This is a genomic window from Planococcus dechangensis, from assembly GCF_042654465.1.
In the GTDB taxonomy this organism is placed as follows: domain Bacteria; phylum Bacillota; class Bacilli; order Bacillales_A; family Planococcaceae; genus Planococcus; species Planococcus dechangensis.
In genome coordinates, this window is sequence record NZ_JBHSGL010000015.1 from 76,122 (window position 1) to 102,688 (window position 26,567).

The 26,567-nt window shown below is 48.9% G+C and carries 27 protein-coding genes; 13 read left to right on the forward strand and 14 right to left on the reverse strand.

What is annotated here, in order from left to right:
* Positions 1 to 18: 18 nt before the first annotated feature.
* Positions 19 to 993 carry a F510_1955 family glycosylhydrolase gene (locus tag ACFO5U_RS14760; protein ID WP_377279845.1) on the forward strand — a complete coding sequence of 325 codons (975 nt, stop codon included), beginning with the start codon at positions 19 to 21 and terminating at the stop codon, positions 991 to 993.
* A gap of 360 nt (positions 994 to 1,353) precedes the next feature.
* Here ACFO5U_RS14760 and ACFO5U_RS14765 read toward each other — a convergent pair whose 3' ends face one another.
* The 3 genes from ACFO5U_RS14765 to ACFO5U_RS14775 form a co-directional block, all read right to left on the reverse strand.
* Positions 1,354 to 2,835: a phytoene desaturase family protein gene (locus ACFO5U_RS14765; RefSeq protein ID WP_377279846.1), complete on the reverse strand. Its 1,482-nt coding sequence runs from the start codon at positions 2,833 to 2,835 to the stop codon at positions 1,354 to 1,356.
* Between the two features lie 60 nt (positions 2,836 to 2,895).
* Positions 2,896 to 3,225, reverse strand: coding sequence for a four-helix bundle copper-binding protein (locus tag ACFO5U_RS14770; protein ID WP_377279847.1), 330 nt, complete (start codon positions 3,223 to 3,225; stop codon positions 2,896 to 2,898).
* 76 nt (positions 3,226 to 3,301) lie between these two features.
* On the reverse strand, positions 3,302 to 3,535 hold the full coding sequence (locus tag ACFO5U_RS14775; RefSeq protein ID WP_377279848.1) for an SHOCT domain-containing protein: 234 nt from the start codon (positions 3,533 to 3,535) through the stop codon (positions 3,302 to 3,304).
* Between the two features lie 145 nt (positions 3,536 to 3,680).
* Here ACFO5U_RS14775 and ACFO5U_RS14780 point away from each other — a divergent pair, with 145 nt between their 5' ends.
* The 4 genes from ACFO5U_RS14780 (at position 3,681) to ACFO5U_RS14795 (ending at position 5,974) form a co-directional block, all read left to right on the forward strand.
* Positions 3,681 to 4,235, forward strand: a complete 555-nt coding sequence (locus tag ACFO5U_RS14780; RefSeq protein ID WP_377279849.1) for a GNAT family N-acetyltransferase — start codon at positions 3,681 to 3,683, stop codon at positions 4,233 to 4,235.
* Positions 4,236 to 4,339: 104 nt separating this feature from the next.
* Positions 4,340 to 4,630 carry a DUF5316 family protein gene (locus tag ACFO5U_RS14785; RefSeq protein ID WP_377279850.1) on the forward strand — a complete coding sequence of 97 codons (291 nt, stop codon included), beginning with the start codon at positions 4,340 to 4,342 and terminating at the stop codon, positions 4,628 to 4,630.
* An 18-nt stretch (positions 4,631 to 4,648) separates the two neighbouring features.
* Entirely contained in the window at positions 4,649 to 5,407 is a 759-nt protein-coding gene (locus tag ACFO5U_RS14790; protein ID WP_377279851.1) for a class I SAM-dependent methyltransferase, read from the forward strand.
* Positions 5,408 to 5,605: 198 nt separating this feature from the next.
* Positions 5,606 to 5,974, forward strand: a complete 369-nt coding sequence (locus ACFO5U_RS14795; RefSeq protein WP_377279852.1) for an ion channel — start codon at positions 5,606 to 5,608, stop codon at positions 5,972 to 5,974.
* Positions 5,975 to 6,108: 134 nt separating this feature from the next.
* On the opposite strand, the gene ACFO5U_RS14800 is transcribed toward ACFO5U_RS14795, so the two are convergent.
* Together ACFO5U_RS14800 and ACFO5U_RS14805 are read right to left on the reverse strand one after the other, a co-directional pair.
* On the reverse strand, positions 6,109 to 6,876 hold the full coding sequence (locus ACFO5U_RS14800; protein WP_377279853.1) for a YibE/F family protein: 768 nt from the start codon (positions 6,874 to 6,876) through the stop codon (positions 6,109 to 6,111).
* The gene (locus ACFO5U_RS14805; RefSeq protein WP_377279854.1) at positions 6,873 to 8,003 is read right to left on the reverse strand and encodes a YibE/F family protein; all 1,131 of its coding nucleotides are present in this window, start codon (positions 8,001 to 8,003) and stop codon (positions 6,873 to 6,875) included. Before ACFO5U_RS14805 ends, ACFO5U_RS14800 begins: the two co-directional genes overlap by 4 nt.
* Positions 8,004 to 8,735: 732 nt before the next feature.
* Here ACFO5U_RS14805 and ACFO5U_RS14810 point away from each other — a divergent pair.
* Complete coding sequence (locus ACFO5U_RS14810) at positions 8,736 to 8,885, forward strand: hypothetical protein (protein WP_377279855.1); 150 nt, start codon at positions 8,736 to 8,738, stop codon at positions 8,883 to 8,885.
* Between the two features lie 327 nt (positions 8,886 to 9,212).
* On the opposite strand, the gene ACFO5U_RS14815 is transcribed toward ACFO5U_RS14810, so the two are convergent.
* From ACFO5U_RS14815 to ACFO5U_RS14850, 8 genes are all read right to left on the reverse strand, one after another.
* Positions 9,213 to 10,064: an SDR family oxidoreductase gene (locus tag ACFO5U_RS14815; RefSeq protein ID WP_377279856.1), complete on the reverse strand. Its 852-nt coding sequence runs from the start codon at positions 10,062 to 10,064 to the stop codon at positions 9,213 to 9,215.
* A gap of 260 nt (positions 10,065 to 10,324) precedes the next feature.
* Positions 10,325 to 12,730 (reverse strand): sensor domain-containing protein, encoded by a 2,406-nt coding sequence (locus ACFO5U_RS14820; RefSeq protein WP_377279857.1) that lies wholly within the window; start codon positions 12,728 to 12,730, stop codon positions 10,325 to 10,327.
* 371 nt (positions 12,731 to 13,101) lie between these two features.
* On the reverse strand, positions 13,102 to 13,677 hold the full coding sequence (locus tag ACFO5U_RS14825) for a biotin transporter BioY (protein WP_377279858.1): 576 nt from the start codon (positions 13,675 to 13,677) through the stop codon (positions 13,102 to 13,104).
* Between the two features lie 166 nt (positions 13,678 to 13,843).
* Positions 13,844 to 14,863, reverse strand: coding sequence for a sodium-dependent bicarbonate transport family permease (locus ACFO5U_RS14830; protein ID WP_377280145.1), 1,020 nt, complete (start codon positions 14,861 to 14,863; stop codon positions 13,844 to 13,846).
* 157 nt (positions 14,864 to 15,020) lie between these two features.
* The gene (locus tag ACFO5U_RS14835; protein WP_377279859.1) at positions 15,021 to 15,395 is read right to left on the reverse strand and encodes a Na-translocating system protein MpsC family protein; all 375 of its coding nucleotides are present in this window, start codon (positions 15,393 to 15,395) and stop codon (positions 15,021 to 15,023) included.
* Positions 15,396 to 15,692: 297 nt separating this feature from the next.
* The gene (locus ACFO5U_RS14840; RefSeq protein ID WP_377279860.1) at positions 15,693 to 16,775 is read right to left on the reverse strand and encodes an AI-2E family transporter; all 1,083 of its coding nucleotides are present in this window, start codon (positions 16,773 to 16,775) and stop codon (positions 15,693 to 15,695) included.
* Between the two features lie 85 nt (positions 16,776 to 16,860).
* Positions 16,861 to 17,415, reverse strand: coding sequence for a maltose acetyltransferase domain-containing protein (locus ACFO5U_RS14845; RefSeq protein WP_377280146.1), 555 nt, complete (start codon positions 17,413 to 17,415; stop codon positions 16,861 to 16,863).
* A 27-nt stretch (positions 17,416 to 17,442) separates the two neighbouring features.
* Positions 17,443 to 17,700: a hypothetical protein gene (locus tag ACFO5U_RS14850; protein ID WP_377279861.1), complete on the reverse strand. Its 258-nt coding sequence runs from the start codon at positions 17,698 to 17,700 to the stop codon at positions 17,443 to 17,445.
* Between the two features lie 141 nt (positions 17,701 to 17,841).
* On the opposite strand from ACFO5U_RS14850, the gene ACFO5U_RS14855 reads away from it, so the two are divergent.
* From ACFO5U_RS14855 to ACFO5U_RS14865, 3 genes are all read left to right on the forward strand, one after another.
* Positions 17,842 to 18,498: an alpha/beta family hydrolase gene (locus tag ACFO5U_RS14855; RefSeq protein ID WP_377279862.1), complete on the forward strand. Its 657-nt coding sequence runs from the start codon at positions 17,842 to 17,844 to the stop codon at positions 18,496 to 18,498.
* A 92-nt stretch (positions 18,499 to 18,590) separates the two neighbouring features.
* Positions 18,591 to 19,037 carry a DUF4385 domain-containing protein gene (locus ACFO5U_RS14860; RefSeq protein WP_377280147.1) on the forward strand — a complete coding sequence of 149 codons (447 nt, stop codon included), beginning with the start codon at positions 18,591 to 18,593 and terminating at the stop codon, positions 19,035 to 19,037.
* A 75-nt stretch (positions 19,038 to 19,112) separates the two neighbouring features.
* Complete coding sequence (locus ACFO5U_RS14865) at positions 19,113 to 19,472, forward strand: hypothetical protein (protein WP_377279863.1); 360 nt, start codon at positions 19,113 to 19,115, stop codon at positions 19,470 to 19,472.
* A 641-nt stretch (positions 19,473 to 20,113) separates the two neighbouring features.
* On the opposite strand, the gene ACFO5U_RS14870 is transcribed toward ACFO5U_RS14865, so the two are convergent.
* Complete coding sequence (locus ACFO5U_RS14870; RefSeq protein WP_377279864.1) at positions 20,114 to 21,637, reverse strand: sodium/proline symporter; 1,524 nt, start codon at positions 21,635 to 21,637, stop codon at positions 20,114 to 20,116.
* A 362-nt stretch (positions 21,638 to 21,999) separates the two neighbouring features.
* Between ACFO5U_RS14870 and ACFO5U_RS14875 the strand changes: the two genes are divergently transcribed.
* The 4 genes from ACFO5U_RS14875 to ACFO5U_RS14890 all read left to right on the forward strand — a co-directional run bounded on the left by ACFO5U_RS14875 (position 22,000) and on the right by ACFO5U_RS14890 (position 26,178).
* Positions 22,000 to 22,986 carry a LacI family DNA-binding transcriptional regulator gene (locus ACFO5U_RS14875; RefSeq protein WP_377279865.1) on the forward strand — a complete coding sequence of 329 codons (987 nt, stop codon included), beginning with the start codon at positions 22,000 to 22,002 and terminating at the stop codon, positions 22,984 to 22,986.
* A gap of 114 nt (positions 22,987 to 23,100) precedes the next feature.
* Positions 23,101 to 24,381 carry a histidinol dehydrogenase gene (gene hisD, locus ACFO5U_RS14880; RefSeq protein WP_377279866.1) on the forward strand — a complete coding sequence of 427 codons (1,281 nt, stop codon included), beginning with the start codon at positions 23,101 to 23,103 and terminating at the stop codon, positions 24,379 to 24,381.
* Between the two features lie 91 nt (positions 24,382 to 24,472).
* A complete protein-coding gene (locus ACFO5U_RS14885; protein WP_377279867.1) occupies positions 24,473 to 25,417 on the forward strand; it encodes a 3-hydroxyacyl-CoA dehydrogenase family protein in 945 nt (314 codons plus the stop codon).
* The gene (locus ACFO5U_RS14890; RefSeq protein WP_377279868.1) at positions 25,414 to 26,178 is read left to right on the forward strand and encodes an SDR family NAD(P)-dependent oxidoreductase; all 765 of its coding nucleotides are present in this window, start codon (positions 25,414 to 25,416) and stop codon (positions 26,176 to 26,178) included. Before ACFO5U_RS14885 ends, ACFO5U_RS14890 begins: the two co-directional genes overlap by 4 nt.
* The last annotated feature ends 389 nt before the right edge of the window (positions 26,179 to 26,567 follow it).

Sequence of the window (26,567 nt, forward strand, 5' to 3'; positions counted from 1 at the left end):
AGAAAGGAAGATTGAGCAATGAAAAAGAACTGGTTATGGCCGGTAATGGCAGCCGGGTTGATCGTCTCGGCTTGCGGAGCAGAAACTGTTCAACAGGATGGCGAAGAATCGCAAGAGGCAGCGGAAACGACAGAACAAACGGAAACAGCGGTAGATAGTGCAGCAATGGAACTCGAAGTGCCATTTGACGGGTCGATGGACCATGTCCATGGCATGGGATATATCGAAGAAAACGGCGGTTTGTATTTTGCTTCGCATCACGGATTGAAAATCCACCGGGACGGAGCGTGGACAGAAATCGCGGACCAATTCCATGATTTTATGGGATTTAACGCGACGGCAGAAGGATTTGTGACTTCAGGTCATCCGGACATGCAGTCGGATATGGAAAACCCGCTCGGCATCAAACGCAGTGCAGACGGCGGAGCGAATTTTGATGACCTTGGATTTGAAGGAGAGACCGATTTCCATGAAATGGCAGTTGGTTACAATAGCGGAAACTTGTTCGTCTTTGCGCCGCAGCCGAATTCCGAAATGGAAACTGGCTTTTACCGCAGCGACGATGCCGGCGAATCGTGGCAGCCAGCCGCTGCGGACGGGATCGCTGGAACGGTGACTTATTTGGCGATGCATCCGGACGATTCCGAGATGATCGCCGCCGTGTCGAATGAAGGAATCTTTTTGTCCGAAGACGGCGGGGAGAGTTTTTCGACCATTACAGAAGGTGAATTTGGAACAGCTGCATTCTTTAGCGAAGATGCGCTGTTTTATGCGACATACGACGGTGAAGCGAAACTGGTGAAGCGTGCGCTTTCCGGGGAACAACAAGACATAGCGCTGCCGGAGATGACAGAAGATGGCGTTATTTATATAGCGCAGCATCCGGCAAATACAGAACAATTAGCAATCTATACTGCACAAGGCCACGCGTGGTTGACGCAGGATGCAGGAAGCGACTGGACGAAGATTCTGGACGCGGGACAAGTGCAATAAGCTAGAAAGTGGAGGATGTTATCTTGTTCTATAGAGTCCATCGCGACACATAAAAAATGCCCAGCCTGCTAAAGGCTGGGCATTTTTTCAGGATGTCGATAAACTCCAGAAAATCGTATTTTCCGAAGCTTATCGCTCGCTTTCCGTGGGGCGGGAATCGAGCCTCCTCGTCACTTTGTTCCTGCGGGGTCTCTCAAACCCGCTAGTCCCACAGGAGTCGAGCGAACGCTTCTCCAAATACTTAGACAGATCATTGATTTTTGATGCAGAATAGCGACTACTATTTTTTGATGTTCAGCGGATTATAGACTTCTTCAACACTCTAAAAAAACGCCCAGCCTGCTAAAGGCTGGGCATTTTTTATGTTAGCAGTGCTTTACCGGAAACGGAGCGCGCGCAGTGGATGCCGCTTGCAGCCGCGCCGATGGTTCCGCCGCCGGGGAAGATGTGGTCGCCGCAGACGTAAAGCTCAGGCAATCCGCTATGGTGCGAAATGGCATTGAACAATGCGGCGCCTGGTGTTTGCGCGAATCCTCCGACATAGCCATTGGGTCGTCCGGTATAGCGTTTCCAGGCGAGCGGAGCGCCGCTTTCCGAATGGACGACCGCGTTGCGAAAGCCCGGGACAGCTTGTTCGATTAATGCGAGCATGCGCTCGGACAGTTGTGTGCGCATCGCTTCGTAATCTTCTGGCGTCTGCCAGTAATTCGGGTTCGAATGGGTCGAAACGGTCACGGTCTGAAAGCCGGCCGGTGCTCTCAAGCGGTCGTCGGGGCGCGATGCCGACATGAAAAAATGATGTCCTTCGTCCATCGCCTCACCGCTCGATAGCTGGCGGAATTCCGGGAGCGGAGCCTCGAGTTTGGCGGTATCGACCGCCAAATACAAAGTCAATGTCGTCCATGTCGGGGTCTCGATGCCTTCCCTTAAGGGACGCTTCAACTGGCGATGCAATGGCGACGGCAGCAGTTGCGGCAACAACTGGATCGGCGCGTTGAAAACGACCGCATCTGCTTCGTAGGAATTGCCGCGCTGGTCGGTCGCATACCACAGGCCATTGCGGTAATCGAGCGTTTGGACGGTACGCGGCTTTTTCACGTGGCCGCCGTTTTCTTTAATGCTTTGCGCCATGACTTCTGCAAAGCGGTACAAGCCACCGGGCACGTAATAGGCGCCTTCGTGGTAAATATCGAGTGCCACTGCCGAAAGCAAATACGACACGTCTTCACTCGTTGTTTGCATACTGTCGATCAGCAAACCGTCGAGCACATGGCGAAACGCGTGGAGCTCGTGAAGCCCGTGTTTTTTCAAACGCTGTCCGAGCGTTTGATGGAAATGCGGCAATAAGCGCATATGCTTCGGCCGCAGCGCAGCGGTGAGTGCAGCCCATTCCCGCGCGTTTTGAGGCGGCAAGGCAGGGAGCGGGCCCATCAATGTCCGTGTAATGCGCGCTGTGTGGTACAGTTCTGCGTAAAACGATAAAATCGATGCCCGGTGTTCGGGGAAGTGCGCAGCCAATTGCTCGACATGCGTGGTGCGGTCTTTATGGAAAGTGAACACGCCTGTCGGATGGACCATGTCCATGACGCGATCGAGCGGTTCGATGTCGAGTGGTTTGCCGAGATGGCGGAACACCCGCTCGTGGATGCCGCCGGGCTCGAGCCCCATGCCAAGCGTCGCACCGACCGGAAACAAATATGGATAACGCTTGTATTTGCCGGCACAGCCGCCAAGTTCTGTCGCTGCTTCAAGCACTAAAACATCGTAGCCTTCTTTTGCCAATAATGAGCCTGCCGTCAGGCCACCGATGCCTGCGCCGATGACCAAAATGCGTTTCGCCAAAATTCCACCCCTTTTCTTCCATGAAAAAAAGCCCGGCATAACGGCCGGGCGCATAACAACTTACGCCACTTGCTTGCACGCTTCTGCGCATTTGAAGCACGCTTCCGCGCATTTCTGGCAGTGGTCATGATCGTGGTTTTTGCATTCGTTGCCGCACGCTTCGCAAATCGCGGCGCAAACTTTTGCAAGCTCTGAAACGAACGGTGAATTGCGCTCAACCGCTTGCATCAAATAACTACACATGTCCGCGCATTCCCGGTCAAGCCGGATGCACTCGGCCATCATCTTGACGTCATCTTCCTGTAGGCAAGCATCAAAGCAATGATTGCACGCCACCATGCATTCGTAGAGTGTGTTCGATAGTTCTGCGTGTTTCGCATGTTCGACCATCGTGTAAAACCTCCCGTAATTTAGTGTCGTTCACTACTCTCTGAAATTCCCGGCCTACAGGAAATTAAACAATCGTTTACGGTGGGGAATCGTCGGTGTCGCTGACAGCAGGCTTGCAGCCCAATTCCTGCACGCGTTTGCGGTATTCTTCTTCCGATAGTTCCCCGCGAGTATACTGCTCTTTCAACAGCTGCGCTTCGTGATGAGGCGGCGGCAGTTGATGCGGTTTGTGGCGGACGTAAAACAATACGAGGCATAGGACGATCAGTACGACCATCAAGGGGATGAGGACAATAAAGAGCCCGGACATGAGCGCTCACTCCGTTCGCTTGTTTTGCCTTCAGTGTACTACAAAAAGGCCGGAAAAAACGTTTCATGGATTTGGAAATCATTGGTTTCACCGGCCGCACATTGTGATACGCTAGATAGTAATTTCAATCAAAGGGGGATTTTGGATGTTCGTCCACAACATAGATGAAGAAGTGTCATTGAAATTGGTGGAACGGAGCGATGCTGAGCGTATTTTCGAACTCACGGACCGTTCTCGGAGCGGTTTGCGTGAATGGCTGCCGTGGCTCGACTTTACGATAACGATTGATGATACGAAAAACTTCATCGCTCACGCACTCGGCGACTTCGCGCTCGGCAAGAGCCTCAATTGCGCCATCGTGTACAAAGGGAAATTGGTGGGCATCGCAGGATTCAACGAAATCAACCAAGCGAAAAAAACCGCTTATATCGGCTATTGGCTGGATGAAAACTACCAAGGCAAGGGCATCATGACGCGTGTGGCAGCGGCATTGACCGATTACGCATTGACGGAGCAGGGACTGAACAAGGTCGAAATCCGCGCAGCTATAGGCAATGAAAAAAGCCGCGCCATCCCCAAGCGCCTCGGCTACATAGAAGAAGGCACGATCCGCCAAGGCGAATGGCTCTATGACCATTTAGTCGACAGCGTCGTCTATGGCATGCTGCAATCGGAATGGGCATCATCGGACAGAAAATGAACTTCCCGAAACGATGGCGGAATTTTTTTGCCGCAAAGTTTCCCACAAGCTTGTTCGTTTAGTAAAATATAAAGGAAACTAGAATCTCAGGAGGAATACTACTTATGAAGCATCTTCTAATCGGCCTTGTGGTTGCAGGCCTTATCGCGTTGATCGGTTTTCTGGCGAATGACTGGTCGCTATTGTTCCCGATCGGCGGAGCGGTTGCGGTAATCGCACTTGTCTGGGCGGTCGTTACGTCCGTCACGGCAGGCAAGCAAGTGAATTCATCGTTCAACACCAGTTCAGAGCGCCGCCGTGCACAACAGGCTCGCAACGGCAAAGTAAGAAACTTGGTATTGTTTGCCTTGCCGAACTTGATCGTAGCACTTGTCGGCTTGTTCATACTTTCTTAAACGAAAGAGGGGGATGTCATGCTCAGCTATTATAGTTCGTTGTCTGCGGAAGTGTACGACCTGGATAAGCCGATCGGCAAATCGTTCGGCGATGTGGAATTCTACCGGGAGCGCCTCGCCGGAAGTGAAGGGCGCATTCTAGAGCCCGCCTCCGGCACCGGGCGCTTGCTCGTGCCGCTGATTGAAGACGGGTTGCATATCGACGGCTTTGACAGTTCAGCGGAAATGCTTGATATTTGCCGCGCCCATTGCAAAGAACGCGGCTTGCACCCGAAGCTGTTCGAAGCGGACATGGAAACGTTCCGCATCGATGTGCAATACGATGCCATCATTTTGCCGGCCGGCACATTTCAGCTATTAGCCGGACGCGAGCAGGCGATCAAAGCGCTGAAGAACTTCCGCAAGCATCTCGCACCGGGCGGCCGTTTGCTGATTGATTTGTACGTCCCGCAAGGCTTTGAAATCGACCGGCCGAAAACGCGGACGTGGCAGACGAAAAAAGGCGAAGTGATCACGCTCGAGAGCAAGACGGTCGAAGTCGATTGGATCAAGCAGTATTCCGTGTCGCATAACCGATACGAAAAATGGCAAGGCGGCAAGCTGATCCAAACCGAACTCGAACGCTTTCCGATGCGTTGGTATGGCGTCGAAGAGTTCAAGCTCTTGCTCGGCAGCCAAAACTTTGAAGACATCATCGTCTCGTCCAATTACGAATACGGGCAATACCCGAAAAACGCTGAGCGTGCCGTCACTTTTGAGGCCATCGCACATAATTGACTAGACAAAAACGCTTGGAGGCGTGCCTCTGAGCGTTTTTTTGTGTTTTGAAGACGAAAAATGGCGGCGTGAATATAAGCGGCAAATTAACTGCATGCATTTTTTGATGGCATGTTTCATCTATTCGACTGGATTTCATATATACTATTTAGAAAACAGGTAGATCGCTTTTTAAATTGAAGAAAGGGGGGCGAAAAGATGATTTCACTATTCTTGACTTTAAAACGGCTTTTGTCTGCCATTTTCCGGATCGGAAAAGAACCGTTGTTTAAAACCTTGTTATTTACGTTGAGCCTCATTTTGGTTTCGGGAACATTGTTCTATTACCAACTAGAAGGATGGTCACTGTTTGATTCCTTTTACTTTGCGCTGGTCAGCCTGATTCCAACAGGCGTCGATACGGGTCTCGTCCCGGATACGACCATCAGCAAAGTGTTTACGATGATGTATCTCATTGTCGGGGTAGGAGCCATGCTATTGCTGTTGATGAAACTGGGCTTTGCCGTCGTTAAATTGGATTGGCCGGATGAACAGGAAGTGAAGAACAAGAGACGAAATAGCAAATAGTTTTTGGATTGCGAGTTTCGAAATAAAACCAATAAAAAAGCCAGGAGGACGCGAATTAGTCCGCCTGGCTTTTAGTTATTCTACTATGCAAACTTGCACTCTCTCATGAAAAGAACTAGTGAAACACGCCCAATTCATTTCACCGAAGAGCTTTTTCGTGTCAGCAAATACGCAGTGATCCACGACGCAATCGGGATGACTAGCGCAATGCCGATACCGGCACATAGGATGGTGATCATTTCGGCGGTGAACACTTTGGAATTGACGATGTTGCCGAGCGAGTAGGACAAATCTTTGAACCAAATCAATAAGCCTAAGTAGCTGCCAAAAAAAGCGAAGAACAAAGTGTTCGTGCTTGTGCCGAGCAAGTCGCGGCCGATGGCGAAACCGGCGTGAACGAGTTCGCGGCGGCTGATGCCGGGATTGTGCAAATGGACTTCACGCATCGGAGACGTGATCGAAATGGCGATATCGGTGATCGCGCCGATCGTACTGATGATGATGACCACTGCGGCCAGTTCGACAAAGCTGATGCCGATAAACAGTGAGAACATGCTCAGTTCATCGATTTCCTCTTCGCCGAAGCCATTGATCATCGTCAAATCGGTCGTGATGACGATGAAAAACAACAGCACAATCATCGTAATCACTGTCGATAAAAACGCAGCAATCGTTGTGTTGTTGATGCCATTGATGAAAAACAAATTGACGCAGCTGATGGCGACACACGCGATGATGACCCACAAGATCGGGTCATTGTCCGGATTGGACATCATGAAAACCGTGAACAACAAGATCAAAAAGTTGATGAACAAGCTGAGAAAGGAGACCGCTCCCTTTTTTCCCCCGATCATCACCATGGCCATACACAACATGACGGCTAATAGGATGAGTACATTCATTGCGCCGCCCTCTTTCTCTTAACGAAGAAAATCGATGTATAGATGCCGATCGGGATGGTCAGCACGATGCCCAGGCCACCTGCAAGCGCGCGGGCGATTTCCAAAGACAAATTGATCGAAAACGAAAACGGCCAGCCGGCGCCATTCGCCAAATACAGCAGCAGCATCGGGATCGAGCCGCTAATATAAACGAAAAACAAAATATTGGTCATCGTGCCCATAATATCTTTGCCGATTTCAATGCCTGAACTTTTCATCGCTTCGATGGAAATGTCCGGGTCTTTTTCGTATAGCGTAAAAATCGATGCCGACATCGTGATGCCGACGTCCATCACCGCGCCGAGCGAGCCGATGAACAGCCCTGCCATGAACACAACTTCATAGGGCCTGGAGAGAAACTGCATTTCCTCGTAGTTCAAGCCATTGCCGCCGGATGCCCAGATGGCGAATGACGCGAGCAACAGCGCGACGAACACCCCGACAATCGTCGACACGATCGCCGCATAGGTTTTTTCGTTCAAACCGTTGACGAGCAAAAGGGAAGTGACGGTGAACAATAATACGCTGATGCCTGCAATGAACAGCAAGTTGGCGTTTTCCGTCCGGATGTATATATCCAAAGCGTAGGACAAGATCAAGGCATTGAGCGCTAAGCTGACAATCGAATAGAAGCCTTGCTTTTTCCCGATGATGAGCAGGACGAAAATGAATATCCATGTCAATGCGACCACGTATTTATCGCGCTTCACATCGTCGATCGTGCCCGTCAGCGCCGCACCATTTTCTGCTGCACCGTCAATAAAAACAAAGAGGTCTTGCCCGATACGGTATTCATGGTCGTTCGCACCCGATGCCGAGAATTCATTGGCAATCTCGATCGTTTGCCCTTTGAATTCGCCGTTCTGGATTTCGCCTTCTAAGCGCTGGCTGTATAACACATCTTCATTGCCGTATATATCCGAGAGCTGCTGCGATTCTTCGCTGGCTGCTTCTGTAATTTTCGCGATCGGTTCATCATAAAATCCATAATTGAAATTAATGAAAATCATGGAGCCGATAAAACTGAGCACTAGCAACGCCAACAAGGAGAGCTGTAGCGCTGTCTTATCTTTGAATAATCGCCTCACATCGAAACCCTCCAATCCGGACATCCGTTTGCTTTCGTTGAGCCAAATGCTCTTTCTCAGTTGATTGTAACAGAAAAATTCTCTCCACTTTCGAATCCTTATTTTTCAAAAGATTTACGAATGCCAGAGTTGGGGATGGGGGAGCGGGAGAGATTGGCTGTGCTAAAAGAGACGGACATGGTTCGCGCGGATCGCGTGTTAAATCGATCAGTTGAGAATTCTATCAATTGCCGATTTTTTGTCTGAAGTTTGTCGATATTCCAGAAACACGCTTCAGGCGTGAGAAATGTCACAGTGGAAAAGAGACAGATGGCATAAAATACAAGCAAGAACAGAAAAATAGCAAGAGGAAACTTCACGCTAGTACGCCTGAACCATGGAATTAAAGATTCCCAGTAACTTCGTCCAATCGATTTTATTTTCAATTAAATCCAATCGGTATGAACAAGAAAACCAAGAAAATGGAGATGAGCACAATGGCTGTTGAGTTGAAAAAAACGATGAAGATGACACGTGTGAATACACGGCACCAGCAAAGCTACAAAGAGTACATACAAGGCTATAAAGAGTATAAGGAAGAGAAAGGGCAGTGCTCAGCGCGACGTGAAGGCGGATGTATTCAATGTCTTCAAGCGAGGGAAATGCGGTTGCTTCAGCAGTAGGTTGTGAGGAATTCAAATAATCGACATTCAAGAAAACGTCCAAATTCTTATACGAAAAGAGGAGTTTATCATGGAAAATTATCTATCAGTGGAAGTACAAGAGACATTCAATTGGGAGATGTGCGATTATGACCAATACATCACAGGGTACAAGCTGTTCAAGCAATTAAAGAAGAAATGGCATACGGAGGAACAACAGGAAGCTTCAGACGCCATCTAATAGTCATGCAATTTTCACAAGGGGAGCATTCATTTGAAGAATTCTTCATGCAAATGAACAAATAAGACTTATCTGAAGAACTTAGTCAAAATAAAGCAACTGTGTGTACATGAGTCCGGTATTCAACTGGGTTCATGTTTTTTCGTTTTGTCTGTATTGGGTTTCGATTGTGCATCACTTGAATGCCCTTGGCGCGCGCTAAGCGCAGCTCCAACAGTAAATTTAGCCATAGAAAAAACTGCAGCTGCATTGTCAGTTGTGCCTAACAAAGCAGCTGCAGTTTGCCTATCTCAGGACGTTTTTGATAAAGAGAGTATTAACTAAAGATTACTCGGCTGGTGTGCCTGGTGCGATGTCGTATGATTTCTGGACGGTTTCGTCGCGTTCGCCAAGCCCTTCATCGGTTGTTTTGCTCCACATGTCTTCCATGCGTTCCTTCACTTGCGGAATCATTTTTTCCGGGATGACGTTGCGGTATTGCTTGGTCTCTCCGAGAATGACTTTTACCGAAGGTTCGGTAACTTCTTTCGGGTCGAATTGTTCGTATGGGAAAGCCGCCTTTTCGTAGTCGAAGACTGTGTTTTCCGAATCAGACTGCCAGTTTTTCCACGTTTCAAACTCGCGGTCGTTGAAGCCCGTCAAATATGGTCCTGGGTTGATTGTCGCCACTTCCACATTGAATTCCTGCAGCTCTTTGCTCAAGGAATCCGCGAAGGCTTCAGTCGCATGTTTCGTTCCGCAATAAGGCCCCATCAATGGATCTGACATCAGCCCGGAAACAGAAGAGACAAAGACGATGCGGCCGGATCGTTTTTCCACCAGTTGGCGCGCAAAACCTTTCGTCAAGAGGATCGGGCCGAAGACATTGACCTCGAATTGATGGCGCAGATTTTCTTCTGGGATATCGACGAGCGATCCGCCTTCCGATACTGCCGCATTGTTCACCAAGACATCAATGTCCCATGTCCAAGCTTTTTCGCGGTCTTTCGGGTTCGTGACATCCAATTTCTCGATTTGCATCGACACGCCGCGTTCTTTCGCTTCTTGTTCCAAAGCAGAAACCTGGGAAATGATTTCAACACCCGCGATTACGGATTTGCCTTGTTCTGCCAAGCTGAATGCAATATTTTTGCCAAAACCAGTGCCAGCACCGGTAATTAGTATTTTTTCACTAGTCATTAAAAAATTCCTCCTAGTATATTCTGTATCTGTTATTTTAAGTGTATTCACGATACATACCCCGGCTGGCCCCATCCTTAAACAAAAATGGCTATTTTTATCCAGTATTTCATAGGCCATTCCCAGATAGGTAAACGGAAATTCCAGTTGGAGCATGCCTCAATATTAAGTGAGTTTCGTCATCTTACGGCGAAAAACCTGAGAAGAAACCACCGAATGGCTTCCTCTCAGGTTTTTTAATCTGTCCGCTGTTATTCATATCAACTATAAATCCGATAGTCGTTGTACTGGGATTCTTTCGCCTTATATAACGCCGTATCAGCGCATTTGACCAATTGCTTTTCATTGGCGGCATCATCAGGGTAGATGGCCAGCCCGATTCCCACGCCTATGGCAATTTCAAATCCATTGAACAGGAGCGGCGTTTCAAATGATGTCAAAATCCGTTTCGCCGTCTCTTCCAGCAGCTCCACGGAATCGAGTTCTGGGAAGACAGCACCCATTTCGTCGCCGCCTAAACGGGCAGGTGTGTCGATCGGGCGGAGGCAGGACTCGAGTCGTTGGGCCATTTCCTTGATGACAGCGTCACCCGCATCATGGCCGAATCTATCGTTGATTTGTTTGAACTTGCGTCCGTCGAGCATCAAGACGCCGACTTTCTTTCCGGATTCATCGGCTTGCTGGATCGCTTTTTGCAATTTGTCGTCAAATGTCCGGCGGTTCGGGATGCCCGACAGATGGTCATAAAAAGCCATTTTCGCGATTTCGTGCTGAAGCTTCCGACGCTCTGTAATGTCTCTGGCAATCGTGAACAATTGAACCACATCGTTACCCACAATGACGGGGGTGGGCGTAACTTCCATCCAAATAGAATGGCCGTCCTGATGGACAAATCGGACTTCAATAGTCACCGGTTCACCGCCATTCATCAATGACGCCACGCTCTCGATCAATTCGAATGCATCGTCTGGATGTACATTCCGGGTGAAGGGACTTCCAATATGGACGTCGCCGGAATAGCCGAGCAGTTTCTCATGTGCAGGCGAAACGTATTCGATGGAGCCCGACAAATTGATCAGTGTAATGATGTCGAACGTACTTTCCGTGATCAGCCGGTATTTCTCTTGGCTTTTCTGCAGCTCGCGTTCAGCTTTTTTCAGTTCTGTCACGTTTTTGTAGATGATGGTCGAACCGATGATTTCTTTGTTCGCATTTCGGACGAGTGAATAAGAGGAAATGATGTTCAGCTGCTCGCCTGACTTGGTGATGCGCAGCGTATCATGGGAATTGACCGTTTCCCCGTTCAAGATCCGTTCCACAATCTGGTCTTGGTCGAACCTCATATTAGGCGGAATGATCGTCCCTTTTCCCGTGACCATTTCTTTTTCCGTAAACCCAAAGGTCTTTTCGAAGGCTGGGTTCACTTTTAAGATATCTCCCTTAGTGTCGATCGAAAAGATGGGGTCGATGGAGTTTTCCCAGAAAATTTCCAGCATTTCAATCGTTTCGTTCAAGGTTTTTTGCGCGCAATTGGCCTTCGTGACATCGGTGACAATGCTGTGGATTCCCGCCAATTCCCCGTCCACGATGATCGGGATGTTGATCGCTTGCAGGTCGATCAGCTGGCCGTTTTTGTGGCGGAATGACAATTCAAAGCGCTCGGATTTCTTATGATGGATCGTTTTGTAAAAATGGCGCCGTACTTTTTCTATATCCTCAGGCAAGATGACCGACAATAATGTTTCGTCCTGCAATTCTTGGAGTGTGTAGCCGGTGATGTTTTCTGTCGAGGCAGTGATGCTTTCGAGTTTTCCGGTCGGGTCAAAAGTGAACAGTCCATGAGGGTGGTTATCAAATAGCGATTTATAGCGCTGGACATCACGCTGCAAGCGCTGCTCTGTTTGTTTCTGTTCAGTCATGGTTTTGGCATGGGCAAAAAAGCCCGTGACACGGCTATCAATCACGATAGGGGTCAGGCTCGTCAGCAAGGTGGCCGGCTTGGCTCCGCTATCGATACCCATCTCAAATTCTACCGGCGTCCCAGTGAGCACCTGCTTAATATGCGATTGCGCTTGTTCGGAGGAACTCGCAGCAACTAAGCTCAGGAACGATTGTCCGAGCAGCTGGTTTTCTCGCATTCCCGTCGCTCGGCAAGCCGTTTTATTGACCTGGATGATCTCTTGATTCGTGTTCATTTCAAATATGGCATCGGCATTGAGCTGGATTAACGATTTGAGTTTGTTATGTTCAACGTCTGACTGGTCAAGCTCATGCTGTTTACGCACGCTTGCGGTCATGTCTTTGACGGTCGCTAGAATATAATGGCAGTGCCCGTCTTCGGTCACCAGCGGCTGCAATGTCGTTTCTCCGGTGAATTCTCCTTGCGGAAGTTTAATGGCGTCGATAAACGCTAGAGAGCTTTGGGTCGATTGTGCTGAATGGAAATATTGGAGGGCTTTGTGGCTTTGTTCAGGCAATAGCAGTTCTTCAATCCGGCTGCCGATCAATTCTTGGTCCGGCAGCAAAGCTAAAGCGGCTGGATTGGCATAAATATTGCGAAACGAACCTTGGTCGTCTTCGAACAAAAAGACCGGGTCTTGGACCAAGTCGAAAAGAGCTGTAGAACCTAATATGTCATGTCCCATTTTTCGCGAAAAGTAAGTCACTCTAACCGAACTCCTTTGATAACTAAAAATATGCTTTTCACTCGAACTGTAGATATTGACAAACAATCATTCTGAGAGGCATTAATTCCATGTACCACTATTTTACTTTATGTAAACTGAGTAAGATAGTTGAATCGATACCTTTGTATAAAATAATAGGAATTTTCTTACAAATTAATACTATAAATATACTTTATTGATTAAAATAACTGCTAATAGGTTGAATCATTAGGAAACAGCGTCTATAGAAAGTCCCATTCATTCAAATAAAAAACGCTCAGGGAATATTTGCCCTGAGCGTTTTGATTATCGTTTTTTTTTGCTGTTATGAGAAATGTTTATATCGATGCGGAAAACAGACTCCCTGTGCATTAGGACACGAATGATTTCTTGTCGTTTACATATAAAAGATTCGCTGATTTCAATCGGTTTCGGACCGAAATGCCAATCCATGCAGCAAGGACAGCCTTAATGACGCCGACTAACAGAAACGGCAAGAACCCGCCAACAAATGCGCCTGTCCAGGTAAGTTCAGCGAATACCTTCAGCCAAACCGTTCCGAATATCAATGCGACAAACATGCCGATGATGTTTGCGATGATCGCATTCATTACTGTGAAACTGGTCTTCTCGAGGTAATAACCGATAATAAAGGCGGTCGGAATAAATCCGAATAAATAGCCGCCTGTCGGTCCGAATAAACTGCCTAAGCCGCCCGACATTTGGGCAAAGACAGGTATGCCGACTGCGCCGATTCCCAAATAAACCAAAATGGACATCGTTCCGTAACGAGCCCCAAGAATTGTCGCAGCAAGTCCGATTGCCAATGTTTGTCCGGTAATCGGAACGAGCGGCAACGGAATCGTCACTTGCGCGAGCACTCCTATAATGGCGGCAAACAAGGCGGTCACAATCATCATTCTCAATTTCACATTCGATTCTGTCACGTGGCAAATCCCCTTTTCATATGAGTTAACTTATTTTTAATATTAGTTAACTCATATATTAGCGTAGGAAACCAAATCCTGTCAATCAATTTTTGATCCCAGGGTTGGCGCAGCGCAACTAGGCGAATGACAGAAAAAACAGCGGCCATGTCCATTATCGAATCTGTTAGTGAATGAATTGCGCTAAAGCGAAATAGAACGGAATGCCGACGATCAAGTTGAAGGGAAAAGTGACGCCGAGCGACAATCCAAGGTATATCGACGGGTTCGCCTCAGGAACCGAGGATCTTAGAGCTGCAGGAGCTGCGATATAAGAAGAGCTTCCTGCGAGTACGCCCATGAGCACAATACCGCCCACCGATAAGCCGACTACAGCTCCTACCAAGACACCGAGGCTTCCGGCTATGAGCGGCACACAAAGACCGAATAAGATAATCTTCCAGCCGTGTTTACGCACTTCCGGAAGGCGCTCGCCTGCAATCAATCCCATATTCAGCAAGAAGAGGATCAAGATGCTTCCGTATAAATCAATGAATAATGGTTTGACAAGCGATTCAGCATTATGGCCGACAATCCATCCGATTATGAGACTGCCCATCAGCAGCAAGACGCTTTTTCCAAAGAGGCTATCCCGCACGACTTCCGGATCAATATAGCCATGTGCAAATCCTAAGTTATGGGCGTTTCTCGGATTTGAAGGAACCGAACCGAGCTCATTGTCTTTAGTTTTTTGGGCTATCCGCAACAAAAGAAGGGAGATGAATATAGCGGGACTTTCCATCAGCACCACGAGCACATTCATAAAACCTTCGTAGCTTATGGCTTTTTTCTCCAGAAAGGAAATGGCTGCCCCGTATGTAACGATGCTGACAGAACCATAGGTTGCCGCCAGGCCGATAGCGTTATGGAAATCCATTTTCGTGAACCGAAGAACTGCCAGGATAAGCAAGGGGATGGAAAACCCTAAAAATAATGTCCCGAGAATAGGCTTAATTAAAGTATGGAGCTCATAATGGGAAAGCTCCATGCCTCCTTTGATCCCAATGGCCACCAACAAATAAATACTCAGCGCTTCACTCAAGCCGGGAGGGAATTTTAAGTCGGATTTGACAATAGCAGCAAGGACCCCGAGTACAAAAAACAATACAACAGGGGAGATGAGGTTTTGAATGATGATATCGAACATAGTGAACAGGTCTCCTTTGGCATCTTTATTTGTAGTAAATTGCTGCATAAAAAAACCGGCATCCTCAATTGCACACGATGAAAAATCATCGATGCGCATGAGTCAGACCGGTTTACCTGCAGCTGAGTTTGCACTGTACTGAAGGTCTTCCAAACTATTAGTGCAGTTTATCCTGTAAATTGCCGGACAACCTAAACACCATGATGCGTTCTCCTGTATGTGTACTGATATCCGTGTGGAAGCTGATTACTTTTTCACCCGTCAGATCGCCGATAACACTCCGTAGATGATCCCGGCCCGATTCCACTAAATCCGAACGGATCCGCTTGACCGATAATAAGCCTTCTTTCGTCGTGCATAATTTATATTCTGCCGGGGTCAATATCCCGCTTAGCGAAACCACCAGCATATCCCGGAGAATATCTGTTTTTACAGAAACAGAACCCCGTCCCAAATAGTCTTTTTCCCATTGCGTCAAAGTTTTGCTGATTTCGGCTTCAAGTGATCCTTTTGTCCATTTCACGTGATTCATCCAACAACTCTCCTTTATATAGAAAAAAACGGCATACGCCTGCTCCCGCTTGAAATACAGGAATAGGAATATACCGTCTCATCGTAATCTTAACCAAGGCTTTCGCGACTTTTTCATTCAGCCAATGAACGATTCATTAGCTGCCTGCTCAAGTTTTTGTGGCACATGGCTATTATTTCTAATTTTACGGGTATTCTATTGAGCTAATCTTAACGAATCCGTTTTGTTCTGTCAACACAGTAAATGGTGACTGAAGATAAAAAAGAAATGCGTGTGGCATTGAGTTGCAAAGGCCGTTTACCGCAGCGCCGGGAACCTCAAACGGGCTAGCCGATAAACGTTCTGCATGATGGCCTTGCCGACAGCATAAACCGGGATGACCAGGATCATGCCGACGATGCCGGCAAAACTGCCCCCGATATAAAGCAGAAAGATGATGGTGACCGGATGGACTTCAAGTTTATGGCCCATGACATTCGGCGAGATGAGATTGCTCTCCAATTGCTGGATGATGATGATCGCGATGGCCGTCCACACCGCCAAGATCGGATCTTGGAAAAAAGCCACAATAAGCACCGGCACAGCGCCGATGAACGGCCCAAGAAACGGGATCAAATTGGTGAACAGGGCGACCAAAGCCAAGATGACGGCATATTGCAAGCCAAGCAGCATATAAGCGATCAAGCTCAGCACGCCGACAAACAAGCTGACAATGGCCTGTCCTTGAATATAGGCACTCAAATTGTCATCCATGTCCTGCAAGATTTTGCGCCCTTCATCACGCGAATCCTGCGGCAGAATCTTCAAGAACCGGTCAGGCAAACGCTCGCCATCTTTCAATAGGAAAAACAACACGAACGGCACGATGACGAGTTTCGACACCAAGCTGAAAAAGCTGCCGAGAAAGGCAAGAAAAGTAGAGCCGAAGCCCGCGGAAGTGGCAAAGAAATTATCCATCAATGTCGAGGGCTGGAGCGCCGGCATGACGTCTTGTTGTTCGATATACTCCCACCAATCGCTTTCGAGCGCCATATCGATCCAGTTCTGCACACGGTCGACGATGGTCGGGAAGTTATTGACGAGCATCATGACCTGATCGGCCAATAACGGCCCGAGCCAAGTGCCAAGAAAGAACATGATGATCGTAAAAATCATAAAAATCGACAGGATGGCGGTGACGCGGCCCGTACGCTTTTCAAGCAACCGGACAAGCGGGCGGAAGATGTAATACAGGATTCCCCCAACGATGATCGTCGGGGCAACGGTCGAGAAGATGACGCGAAAAGGATACAGAAGAAACGGCATGCGGACGGCCAAATACATAATAATCAATATGAGTACGACGCTGTATAGGAATAGAAACCATCTAGTTTTTGGCATGAACTGTCCCCCCAGCATGCGGCTGTGTGAAACAGCCCTTTAAAGCCTTATTACCTGTAAGGCCTGTCGTTAAACAATGAAGATTTTAAACGTTTTTGATGAAGCGGGCCGGATTGCCGCCGACCACCGTGTTCGCCGGTACGTCTCTTGTCACGACAGCACCTGAGGCGATGACCGCATTGTCGCCAATCGTCACGCCGGGATTGATGACAGCGCGCCCGCCGATCCAGACGTTGTTGCCGATGCGCACCGCTTTGCCGTATTCGAGTCCTGCGAGGCGTTGGTCAATATCAATCGGATGCGTCGCTGTGTAGATGTGGACGCCAGGCCCGACCAGGCAATTGTCGCCGATGCGGATGTCGCAGACGTCTAAGAAGACGCAGTCGAAATTCGCGAAAAATTGATGCCCGACATGGATGTTATAGCCATAATCGCAGCGGAAATTCGGCTCGATATACAAATGGTCGCCGCTCGATCCGAGCAATTGCGCCATATAGCGCTTACGTTCCTGGCCGTCCATTTCCGCTGATTTATTGAACAGGCGCAGCAAACGCTTGGCGTTCAAGCGCTCGCGCACCAATACTGGATCATCGGCTCTATAAAGCGTCCCTGCCAGCATTTTGTCTTTCTCGGTATGCATACCCATCGTCATCCCTCTTTCTTGTGGTCATTGAAATCCGAACAGCCGCTTGGCAATAAACGCAAATGCAGCCACAGCCGTGATGAACGCGGCAACAAAAAATGCCACTGCGTATGATACGAGGTTGCCCGGCAGCACGCCTTCGCTAAGTTCGAATAAATAAAACCGGATGGCGACCGGCTCCGTGGCATGGCGCAACATCCACACTTCGACACCTTTGATGGCGAACAGGATACTGATGACCATGAGGACCGAAAATGCCGTCCAGCGAATGCCTTTCCACATGCGATCGCCTCCGTCTTCTTGTTTTTTACTTATTATAACAGAACAGAAATACCTAAAAGAAAGATGATTTTTTAAATCTTTAAAAAATTTACACCCACTTTACAGGAAAAACTTTATACTATTAGGAAAGGAGTGGGAAAAATGAAAGCGATCAACCGAACCATCAAGGGGTACCAAGACCAAAACATCAACTACACACACGTATTCAATCAAGACCAAACGAGGAAACTAGCGATTTTTTTGCCGGGCATCGGCTATACAGCAAAAAGCCCGTTATTCCATTACACGGAGCGCTTGCTGCTCGAACAGGAATACGATATTTTGCGCGTCAACTACGATTACATGAATCCGTTCTATGACCAGTTCACGATGGCTGAAATCGAGGAAGCGGTCAAGTTCGACGTCAAGCGCGTTATCGACCAAGCGTTAAAGGGCAGCATTTACGAACGATTTTTCATCGTCGGTAAATCGCTCGGCACCATCGCACTGGCCAATGAACTCGATCGCAAAGTGTTCAAAGACGCGAAAGTCGTCTGGCTGACGCCGCTCATGAAATACGAAGAAGTCTTTAACGCGATGAAACAAAGTGAAAACCCGGCCATCAGTTTTATCGGCGACAAAGACCAATATTTCGAACGCACCCGCATGGAACAGCTCGAGCAAAACGGGCATCTCGACGCGCATGTATTGCCGAACGTCAACCACGGCATGGACTTTGCGGGAGACCCGATCAAATCGATCGACATCTTAAAAGACGTCATCAAAGACATTCAAGCCTTTTCCACATCGACCACCTAATGCTGTAGATGAAACCCGCCTGCACGGCGGTTTTTTTCTGCCGTTTTTCGAGTGTTCCGACAGGGTATAGTCCAGCAAAGGAGCGATGCATGATGGCATTCGATTATGATTTGGATTATAAAAACTTGGACCTCCGGAAAAACCCGGAACTATACCGCGTCGGCAAAGGCGAGCAGGGCGTGTTGATGGTCGAGCCGTACAAAAGCGAAATCCTGCCCCATTGGCGTTTCAAGACGCCGGACATTGCACAGGAGTCATGCGACAAATTGTCCGAGATGTTCGAGGAGTACCGGGAGAAAGATGATTTCGTCGGCATGGACATGGCGCGCAAATTTATCCAGATGGGCTACACACGCGCCCGGCGCTACACGAATTATAAAGGCGGGCGCAAATACAACGAAGACGGTTCCATCAAGGAGCGCGAAATCGATGAAGTCAAAGCGGAATCCGCCGCCATTTTCAAAAAGAAATGGGATGAGATCCGCGAAGACGAAGATTATTTGCGGCGCAAAAAAGAGCATCAGAAAAAATACGGCTGATGGAAGTTTGCTTCGGGTGTGAAACGAAACTCCTGAACCAAGCGTCCAATGGACAATAGAGAGGGGGGCATGTGAATGAACCAGGTGATGAAAGCGATCGGCCTTCTGAGCCTTGTGTTGTTGCTTGCCGCATGCGGTGAACAGACGTTTACCAATAAGGAGCAAACCGGTTCTTACGCCGGCATCTTGATTGTGTCAGGCGAGGAATATTTATGGGAAGGCGAACTGAAAGGCAGCGAGTTCAGTGAAGCGGCGAGGCTAGGTGCGGTGACACGCTCGACGCCGCCGGAAGTGATGCCGGCCGCAGATTTTTCGTCCAATTTCCTCAGTGAAGGGGCAGAGATTTACAGGACCAACGAAGATCCCGATGTGCTCCTTGCCAAGCGTCAAGATGGCAGCTGGGATGTGTTCCGGAAAAACGAGCGCGATGAATAGCGAAGCACCGCAACCGATGTTTTGGGTTGTGGTGTTTTTTTTGTGGATTTGTGGAGGGGGAATCGCTTCCTTAGACAAGTATGGGGTGAGTTGGTGATGGGGTGCGGAAATGGGATGGTGTTTTTCAGGGGCTTCGCGAAAAAAATCGCCGCCTTGCTTGGGGATGGCCTTTCGAAATAAGCCAGCAAAGACCGCTGTCTTATTTCTTCGGCTCACCCGTATGCGCTAGGCGGCTGTTAGATTTCATTGAATTGTATGATTAGAAATTTCGATTGCCATTGTAGCTTTCGACAGCTGAGGGGGAATCGCTTCCTTAGACAAGTATGGGTGAGTGAGTTGGTGATGGGGTGCGGAAATGGGATGGTGTTTTTCAGGGGCTTCGCGAAAAAAACGCCGCCTTGCTTAGGGATGGCCTTTCGAAATAAGCCAGCAAAGACCGCTGTCTTATTTCTTCGGCTCACCCGTGAGCGCTAGGCGGCTGTTAGATTTCATTGTATTTAGTGAATCTAGGTAGTCAGTGGTTTTATAGTTTGCATCCGCTGGAGGGGGAATCGCTTCCTTAGACAAGTATTGGGGAGTTAGTGAGCTGTTAGCTATTCACATCACTCCAACATTCAACCTCTAGCCTTGGGAAAATTCATTTACTTTTTAGTCCCCAGCTCAAGGTCTGCCAGCATTTCATCTGCGAAGTCAGGTTTCTTTGTGAATAAGCTGACGACGATGGTGACAATTAGTGAAGCGAGAAATGCAGGAACGGCTTCATATGTGATGCCGAAGAAATAATCCGTCAATAGCTGCTGGATGTTCGGCAAAAATGCCAATGTCCATTCTGGCTGTTGCTTGACCAAAATGACGACGATCAAGCCGACGATCATGCCGCTTAATACGCCGGCTTTTGACAAGCCTCTCCAGTAAAACGATAAAATCAATGCCGGGCCAAAGCAGGCACCGAGCCCTCCGAAGGCGAACAGCACCATCCAAAAGACCAGTTCAGTCGCTTGGAAGGCCAACACGATGGCGAGTCCCATAATCACGACGATCGCCAAGCGGCTGTACCAGACGAGCCGTTCATTGCTAATGGTTTTTCCACGCCCGAGTGTTTCGGAATAAATGTCCCGAACTAAACTCGACGCTCCAACTAGCAGCTGGCTGTCAGCACTCGACATAATGGCCGCAAGAACCGCTACGACCATGACGCCGAATAAAACCGGCGGCAATACTTCCGCGCCGAGAGCGGTGAACGCTGTTTCTTGGTTGGCGTTCGGCAAAAGTTCGACGTCCGGGAAATAGACTCTTGCTGACAATCCCGTCATGACAGCGCCCCAGCCCATCAAGACATTCCAAAACGTTGAAATGAGGGCGGCTTGGCGCATTTCTTTCACATTTTTTAAGGACATGTAACGAACCATGATCTGCGGATTGCCAGGACTGCCGAAACCGATCCCAAGCAAACCGATGATCGCGCCGAAGCTAAAGTAGAACGGATCTACAAAACCGGCACCTTGCGTCCGCATCATTTCAAAGACCGCGCCGATGCCGCCAAGATTAGTGATGGCGATCAACGGCAGCAAAATGAGCGAGAACATCATAAACCCTGCTTGCAGCACGTCGGTACGGCTAACCGCAAAGAATCCGCCGACGACTGTATAGAACAACAGGATGCCAGCCATAAACCACATGCCGCCGGTTTGCGAGAATCCGAGCGTCGATGAAAACGCGATGCCGCCGCCGACAATTTGCGAGCCGACATAAGCCACCATGAAAAACACAAGAATGAGTGCACTGACGATGCGCAATAGATGCGTCTTGTCCGCGAAGCGTTTTTCCAGAATATCCGGAATGGTGATCGCATTGTATTTCTGGCTGAACCGCCGGAAGCGGCGCGCCAAGAAGAAGAACATGAACACTTCAACTGTGATAAATCCTGCCAGCGCCCAAACCGCCTGCAGGCCACCTATGTATGCCGTACCTGTAACCCCTAAGATTAGCCAGGAACTGCGCCCCGAACTGACCGCGCTCAGCGCAACTGTCCATTTGTTCAGTCCGCGCCCTGCTAGAAAGAAATCCGTCAGACCGCCGGAACTTCTTTTCGAACTATAAAATCCGATACCGATTAACAATAGAAAATAAAGAATCAGCACAACCCAAGTCGTTGTCGCTACCATTTTTCAAAGCCCTCCCATCCCTTATGAATTGTCTTCCTGATCGTAATGACCGGTCGTAAAGTAAAACACGATTCCTAAAGCTAAAATCGCTGCAGGAATCAAAATAAGCCCCAGAACCATTCCGAATGTCATCTGCTCACCCCCCTAAACTTCTAGCCATTATATCAAAATATTTCATCAATTCAGAAGCGATTTCTAGAAATTGTTGTTTATAAACATTCAAAGAAAAGAAAACGGGGGAAGGGATAGTTAGCGATTGCAGTGGATGGAAAGAGATCCATCTTGCTTTGAAACAGATGCAAAAGACACAGCTTTGGTGTAATCTGAAAGCCTACTAGATCAAGTGAAAAGGGTGAACATAGATGAAACCGACCGTTAACGCCAAGGATGTCGCAAAGCTCGCGGGTGTCTCCCAATCCTCGGTTTCTCGAGTGTTTTTTGATGGAGCCAAAGTGACGGAAAAAACGCGCCAAAAAGTGCTTGCCGCCGCACAAGAGCTCGGTTACCGACCGAACGAATACGCTAGAAGCCTGATCACCAACAGCACCCGAATCATCGGCCTCGTTATGAAAGGCATTCACAATCCGTTTTATCCGCAAGTCCTCAAACAATTTACCACTTCATTTAAAAAATACGGTTACAGCATCCTGTTCGTCCATACGAACAACGATGAAATCCAGAACGAAGACATCGAAACTTTGCTGAATTATAACGTCGCCGGCGTCATCATCACCGACGCTACGATGTCGATGAATGTCGCAGAAGCATTCAAGGCAAATCACATCCCGCTCGTGTTCTTTAACCGCAAGCTGACGACGAGTGATTTTTACTCGGTCTGCTGCAACAACTTGAACGCCAGCCGCAAGATCGCCGAGTTTCTGACAGCGCGCGGCGAAGGCCCAATGGTCTATATTTCCGGAAATGAAGACACCTCGACAAGCCGTGAGCGCGAACAAGGTTTTGCAGAAGTGCTCGAACAGCGCGGCATTCCTTACCAAAAATACACATCTGATTTCACTTACGATGGAGGCTATGAAACGGCACGAAGAATGCTTTCTGAAGGCGACGCACCGGCTGCTGTTTTCGCTGCAAATGATATTATGGCGCTCGGTGTCATCGATGCACTGCGCAAAAGCGGGGTGAAGATTCCGGAACAAGTGAAAGTGGTCGGGTTCGACAATATCGACATGGCATCTTGGCCAGCGTATCAACTGACGACCTGGGAACAGCCAATCGACGAAATGGTCGATGAAACGGTAAATTACTTACTCTCGGAAATTGACGAATACACAGGACAGGCGCAAGCTGTCGAAGTGGAAGGCAGTTTTGTGGAACGATCGACCACGTGAAAATGATTGACTTTGCGGAAAAATTAAAATATTGTTGTTGATAATGAGTGTTTTGCATACGTATTCAAAAAATGAGTAATTGTGCGAAACAAAACGATATGGAGGGATTCCGTTATGGTCAAAGTACTGAAAGCCGGTAAATCACAGGAAGAAGTGAGCGCGAACGATTCGAAAGTATCGCAAATTGTTGCAGATGCATTGAAAGACGTGGAAATGCGCGGAGATAGAGCGGTGCGTGAGCTGTCCGAGAAATTCGATAAATGGGCACCTGAATCGTTCCGCCTATCTGATGCGGAAATAAATGAAATCGTTTCCAAAGTTCCGGATAGTGTCATCGAAGATATCAAATTCGCACAGAAAAACATCAAAGCCTTCGCCGAAGCGCAGCTTGATTCCATGAATGACATCGAAGTGGAGCATATTCCGGGCGTCATTTTGGGGCATAAGAACATTCCAGTCAACAGTGTCGGCTGCTACGTACCGGGCGGCCGCTATCCAATGGTCGCTTCAGCGCATATGAGCGTGTTGACGGCGAAAGTAGCTGGCGTCAAACGGGTAATTGCGTGCACGCCGCCGATGAACGGAGAAATCCCGCACGCCACAATCGCGGCGATGTCACTGGCAGGAGCGGACGAAATCTACTTGCTCGGCGGCATCCAAGCCATGGCAGCCATGGCGCTCGGCACTGAAACAGTCGAACCCGTCGATATGATCGTCGGACCGGGCAATGCGTTTGTCGCAGAAGCGAAGCGTCAATTGTATGGCCGTGTCGGCATCGACTTGTTCGCAGGTCCGACTGAAACTTTGGTGGTCGCCGATCACACGGCCGATGCGGAAATGGTCGCCACAGACATCCTCGGACAAGGCGAGCATGGCCCGACTTCACCTGGCGCACTGATCACGACGTCCGAAGAGTTGGCCAACGAAACCGTCAAAGAAATCGAGCGCCAGCTGGAAACCTTGGCGACTGCGGATATTGCACGCGTATCGTGGGAAGATTACGGGCAGATCCTGCTTGTCGATTCCATCGAAGAAGCGCGCATCGAAGCAGACCGCCTGGCATTCGAGCACGTGGAAATCTTGACGGAGAACCCTGATTATTTCCTTGAGCATATGACCAACTACGGTTGCCTGTTCCTCGGGCCGGAGACGAATGTCGCATACGGCGACAAAGTCATCGGCACCAACCATACCTTACCGACAAAAGGCGCAGCCCGTTATACCGGCGGACTGTGGGTCGGCAAGTTCATCAAAACCGTCACGTACCAGAAAGTCACGACGCCTGAAGCCAGTGCCTATATCGGTGAATACGCGGCGCGTTTGTGCCAGCTTGAGAACTTTGCCGGACATGCTGAACAGGCATTGCTGAGAGTGAGAAGATACGGCAAACAGTAATGCAGAACTTTTAAGAATCCATGCCCAACAACTAATTGAACAAATGAGTTGTTGGGTATCTTTGTATAAACAATAAAAAAGAGGTGGAGTAATGGAAAAGCTTTCAATTTTAGGGGCAGGAACGATGGGTCATTCGATCGCGTTGTCCGCAGCTTGGGCCGGCCAAGCCGTTATGGTTTACGGCATCAACGACCAAGATCTCGAAAACGCCGACAAAGGTTTGGCGGATAAACTTGGGGTGATGGCCGATAATGAGTTATTCGATGAACAAGAAGCTCAAAAAATCCGCACACGCATCCGCTTTACGACTTCGATCGAACAAGCCGTGAAGGAGGCGACTTTCATTTTGGAAGTCGTTCCGGAAGTGTTGGAGCTGAAGAAAAAGCTCTACAAGCAGCTGGAAAATTTGGTCGAACCGTCCGTCGTCATCGCCAGCAATACGTCCGGCTTTAAGCCATCGCTGCTCGCGGCGGACATGGAGCATCCGAACCGTTTCATTGTCGCGCATTTTTGGAATCCGGGGCATCTCATTCCCTTGGTCGAGGTCGTCAACGGCGAACACACCGATCAACAGACGACCGATCGCACGATGGCCTTGCTACACGCGATGAAGAAAAAGCCAATTCTTTTGAACAAGGAATTGCCGGGCTTTATCGGCAACCGCCTGCAATATGCGCTGTTCCGCGAAGCACAGGCGCTGCTTGATGCAGGAGCTGCCAGCAAAGAAGACATCGATGCTGCGGTCACTTACAGCATCGGCCGCCGCTTGCCGGTGACAGGGCCGTTGATGACCGCTGACATGGGCGGGCTTGACGTGTTCTCTGCCATTTCGAATTATTTGTTCGAGGATCTTGCGAACGACCAACGCTCCGGAGAAACCTTATCCAAATTAGCGGAAGCGCAGAAGCTCGGTGATAAAACCGGAGAAGGGTTTTATTCATGGGAGCCCGAGGTGTCAAAAGCCATCAACCAACAACGCGAAAAAACCTTGATCCAGTTTTTGAAAAACGATTTGGCACAGGAGGGAAATGAATGACCAGTTATTTTTCCGAATTAAAAGGGCAGGCTGTGGTCGTCACCGGCGGTAGCAAAGGCATCGGCAAAGACATCGCGCTGACTTTTGCAAAACTCGGGGCGAACGTGGCCATTTCCGGCAGAGACCAAGAAGCGCTTGATGATACACTCGAGCAATTGCACATCCATAATCCGAAGTGCATCGCGGTGTCAGGGGATTTAAGCGATATCGAACAAGTTCGGAAGTTGATCGACACCGCCGCCGAAGAATTCGGCGGCATCGATGTGTTGGTCAATAACGCCGGCGTCAATATCGCGAAACCGGCGATGGATGTGACCGAAGAAGACTGGGACACGGTGCTTGATCTGAATTTGAAAAGCGCTTTTTTCGCCAGCCAGGCAGCGGCGAAATACATGCTCGCACAAAGCAGCGGCCGCATCATCAATATCGCTTCGCAAATGGCGTTTGTCGGTTATATTAAGCGTGCCGCTTATTGTTCGAGCAAGGGCGGCATGGTACAGATGACGAAAGCGCTGGCGGTCGAGTGGGCGAAGTCGGGGATCCGCGTCAATGCGGTGGCGCCGACGTTCGTCGAAACCGAGTTCACGGAAAAGCAGTTTGCGGACCAAGCGTTCAAAGATGACGTCAACAGCCGCATCCTGCTCGACGGGTTGTCACAGCCGAGAGACACATCGGGCGCGGTGTTGTATTTAGCATCCGACCTATCGAATTTCGTCACCGGCGAAACGATCAAAGTCGACGGCGGTTGGACGGCGATTTAAATAGAGAATTAGAATTGATGTGTGGAAATGGAAAGCTGTTTGTTTTTGTCATCAACTGGCTATCCGCCGCCTTGCTTAGGGATGGCCTTTCGAAATAAGCCAGCAAAAACCGCTGTCTTATTTCTTCGGCTCACCCGTGAGCGCTAGGCGGCTTTACGTTTTCATTGATTCTAAGCTGTATAGGTTGTGCTTTCTTTGTAGGTTTCGTCCGTTGGTTGGGAAATCGCTTCCCTAGGCAAGGATAGTGGGGAAATGAGTTGGAATGGATGTGCGGAAATGGAATGTCCTTTTTCGGAGCATCACGAATGGAGTCGCCGCCTTGCTTGGGGATGGCCTTTAACAATGAGCCAAGAAAACCACTTGTCTCATTGCGTCGGCTCACCCGTGAG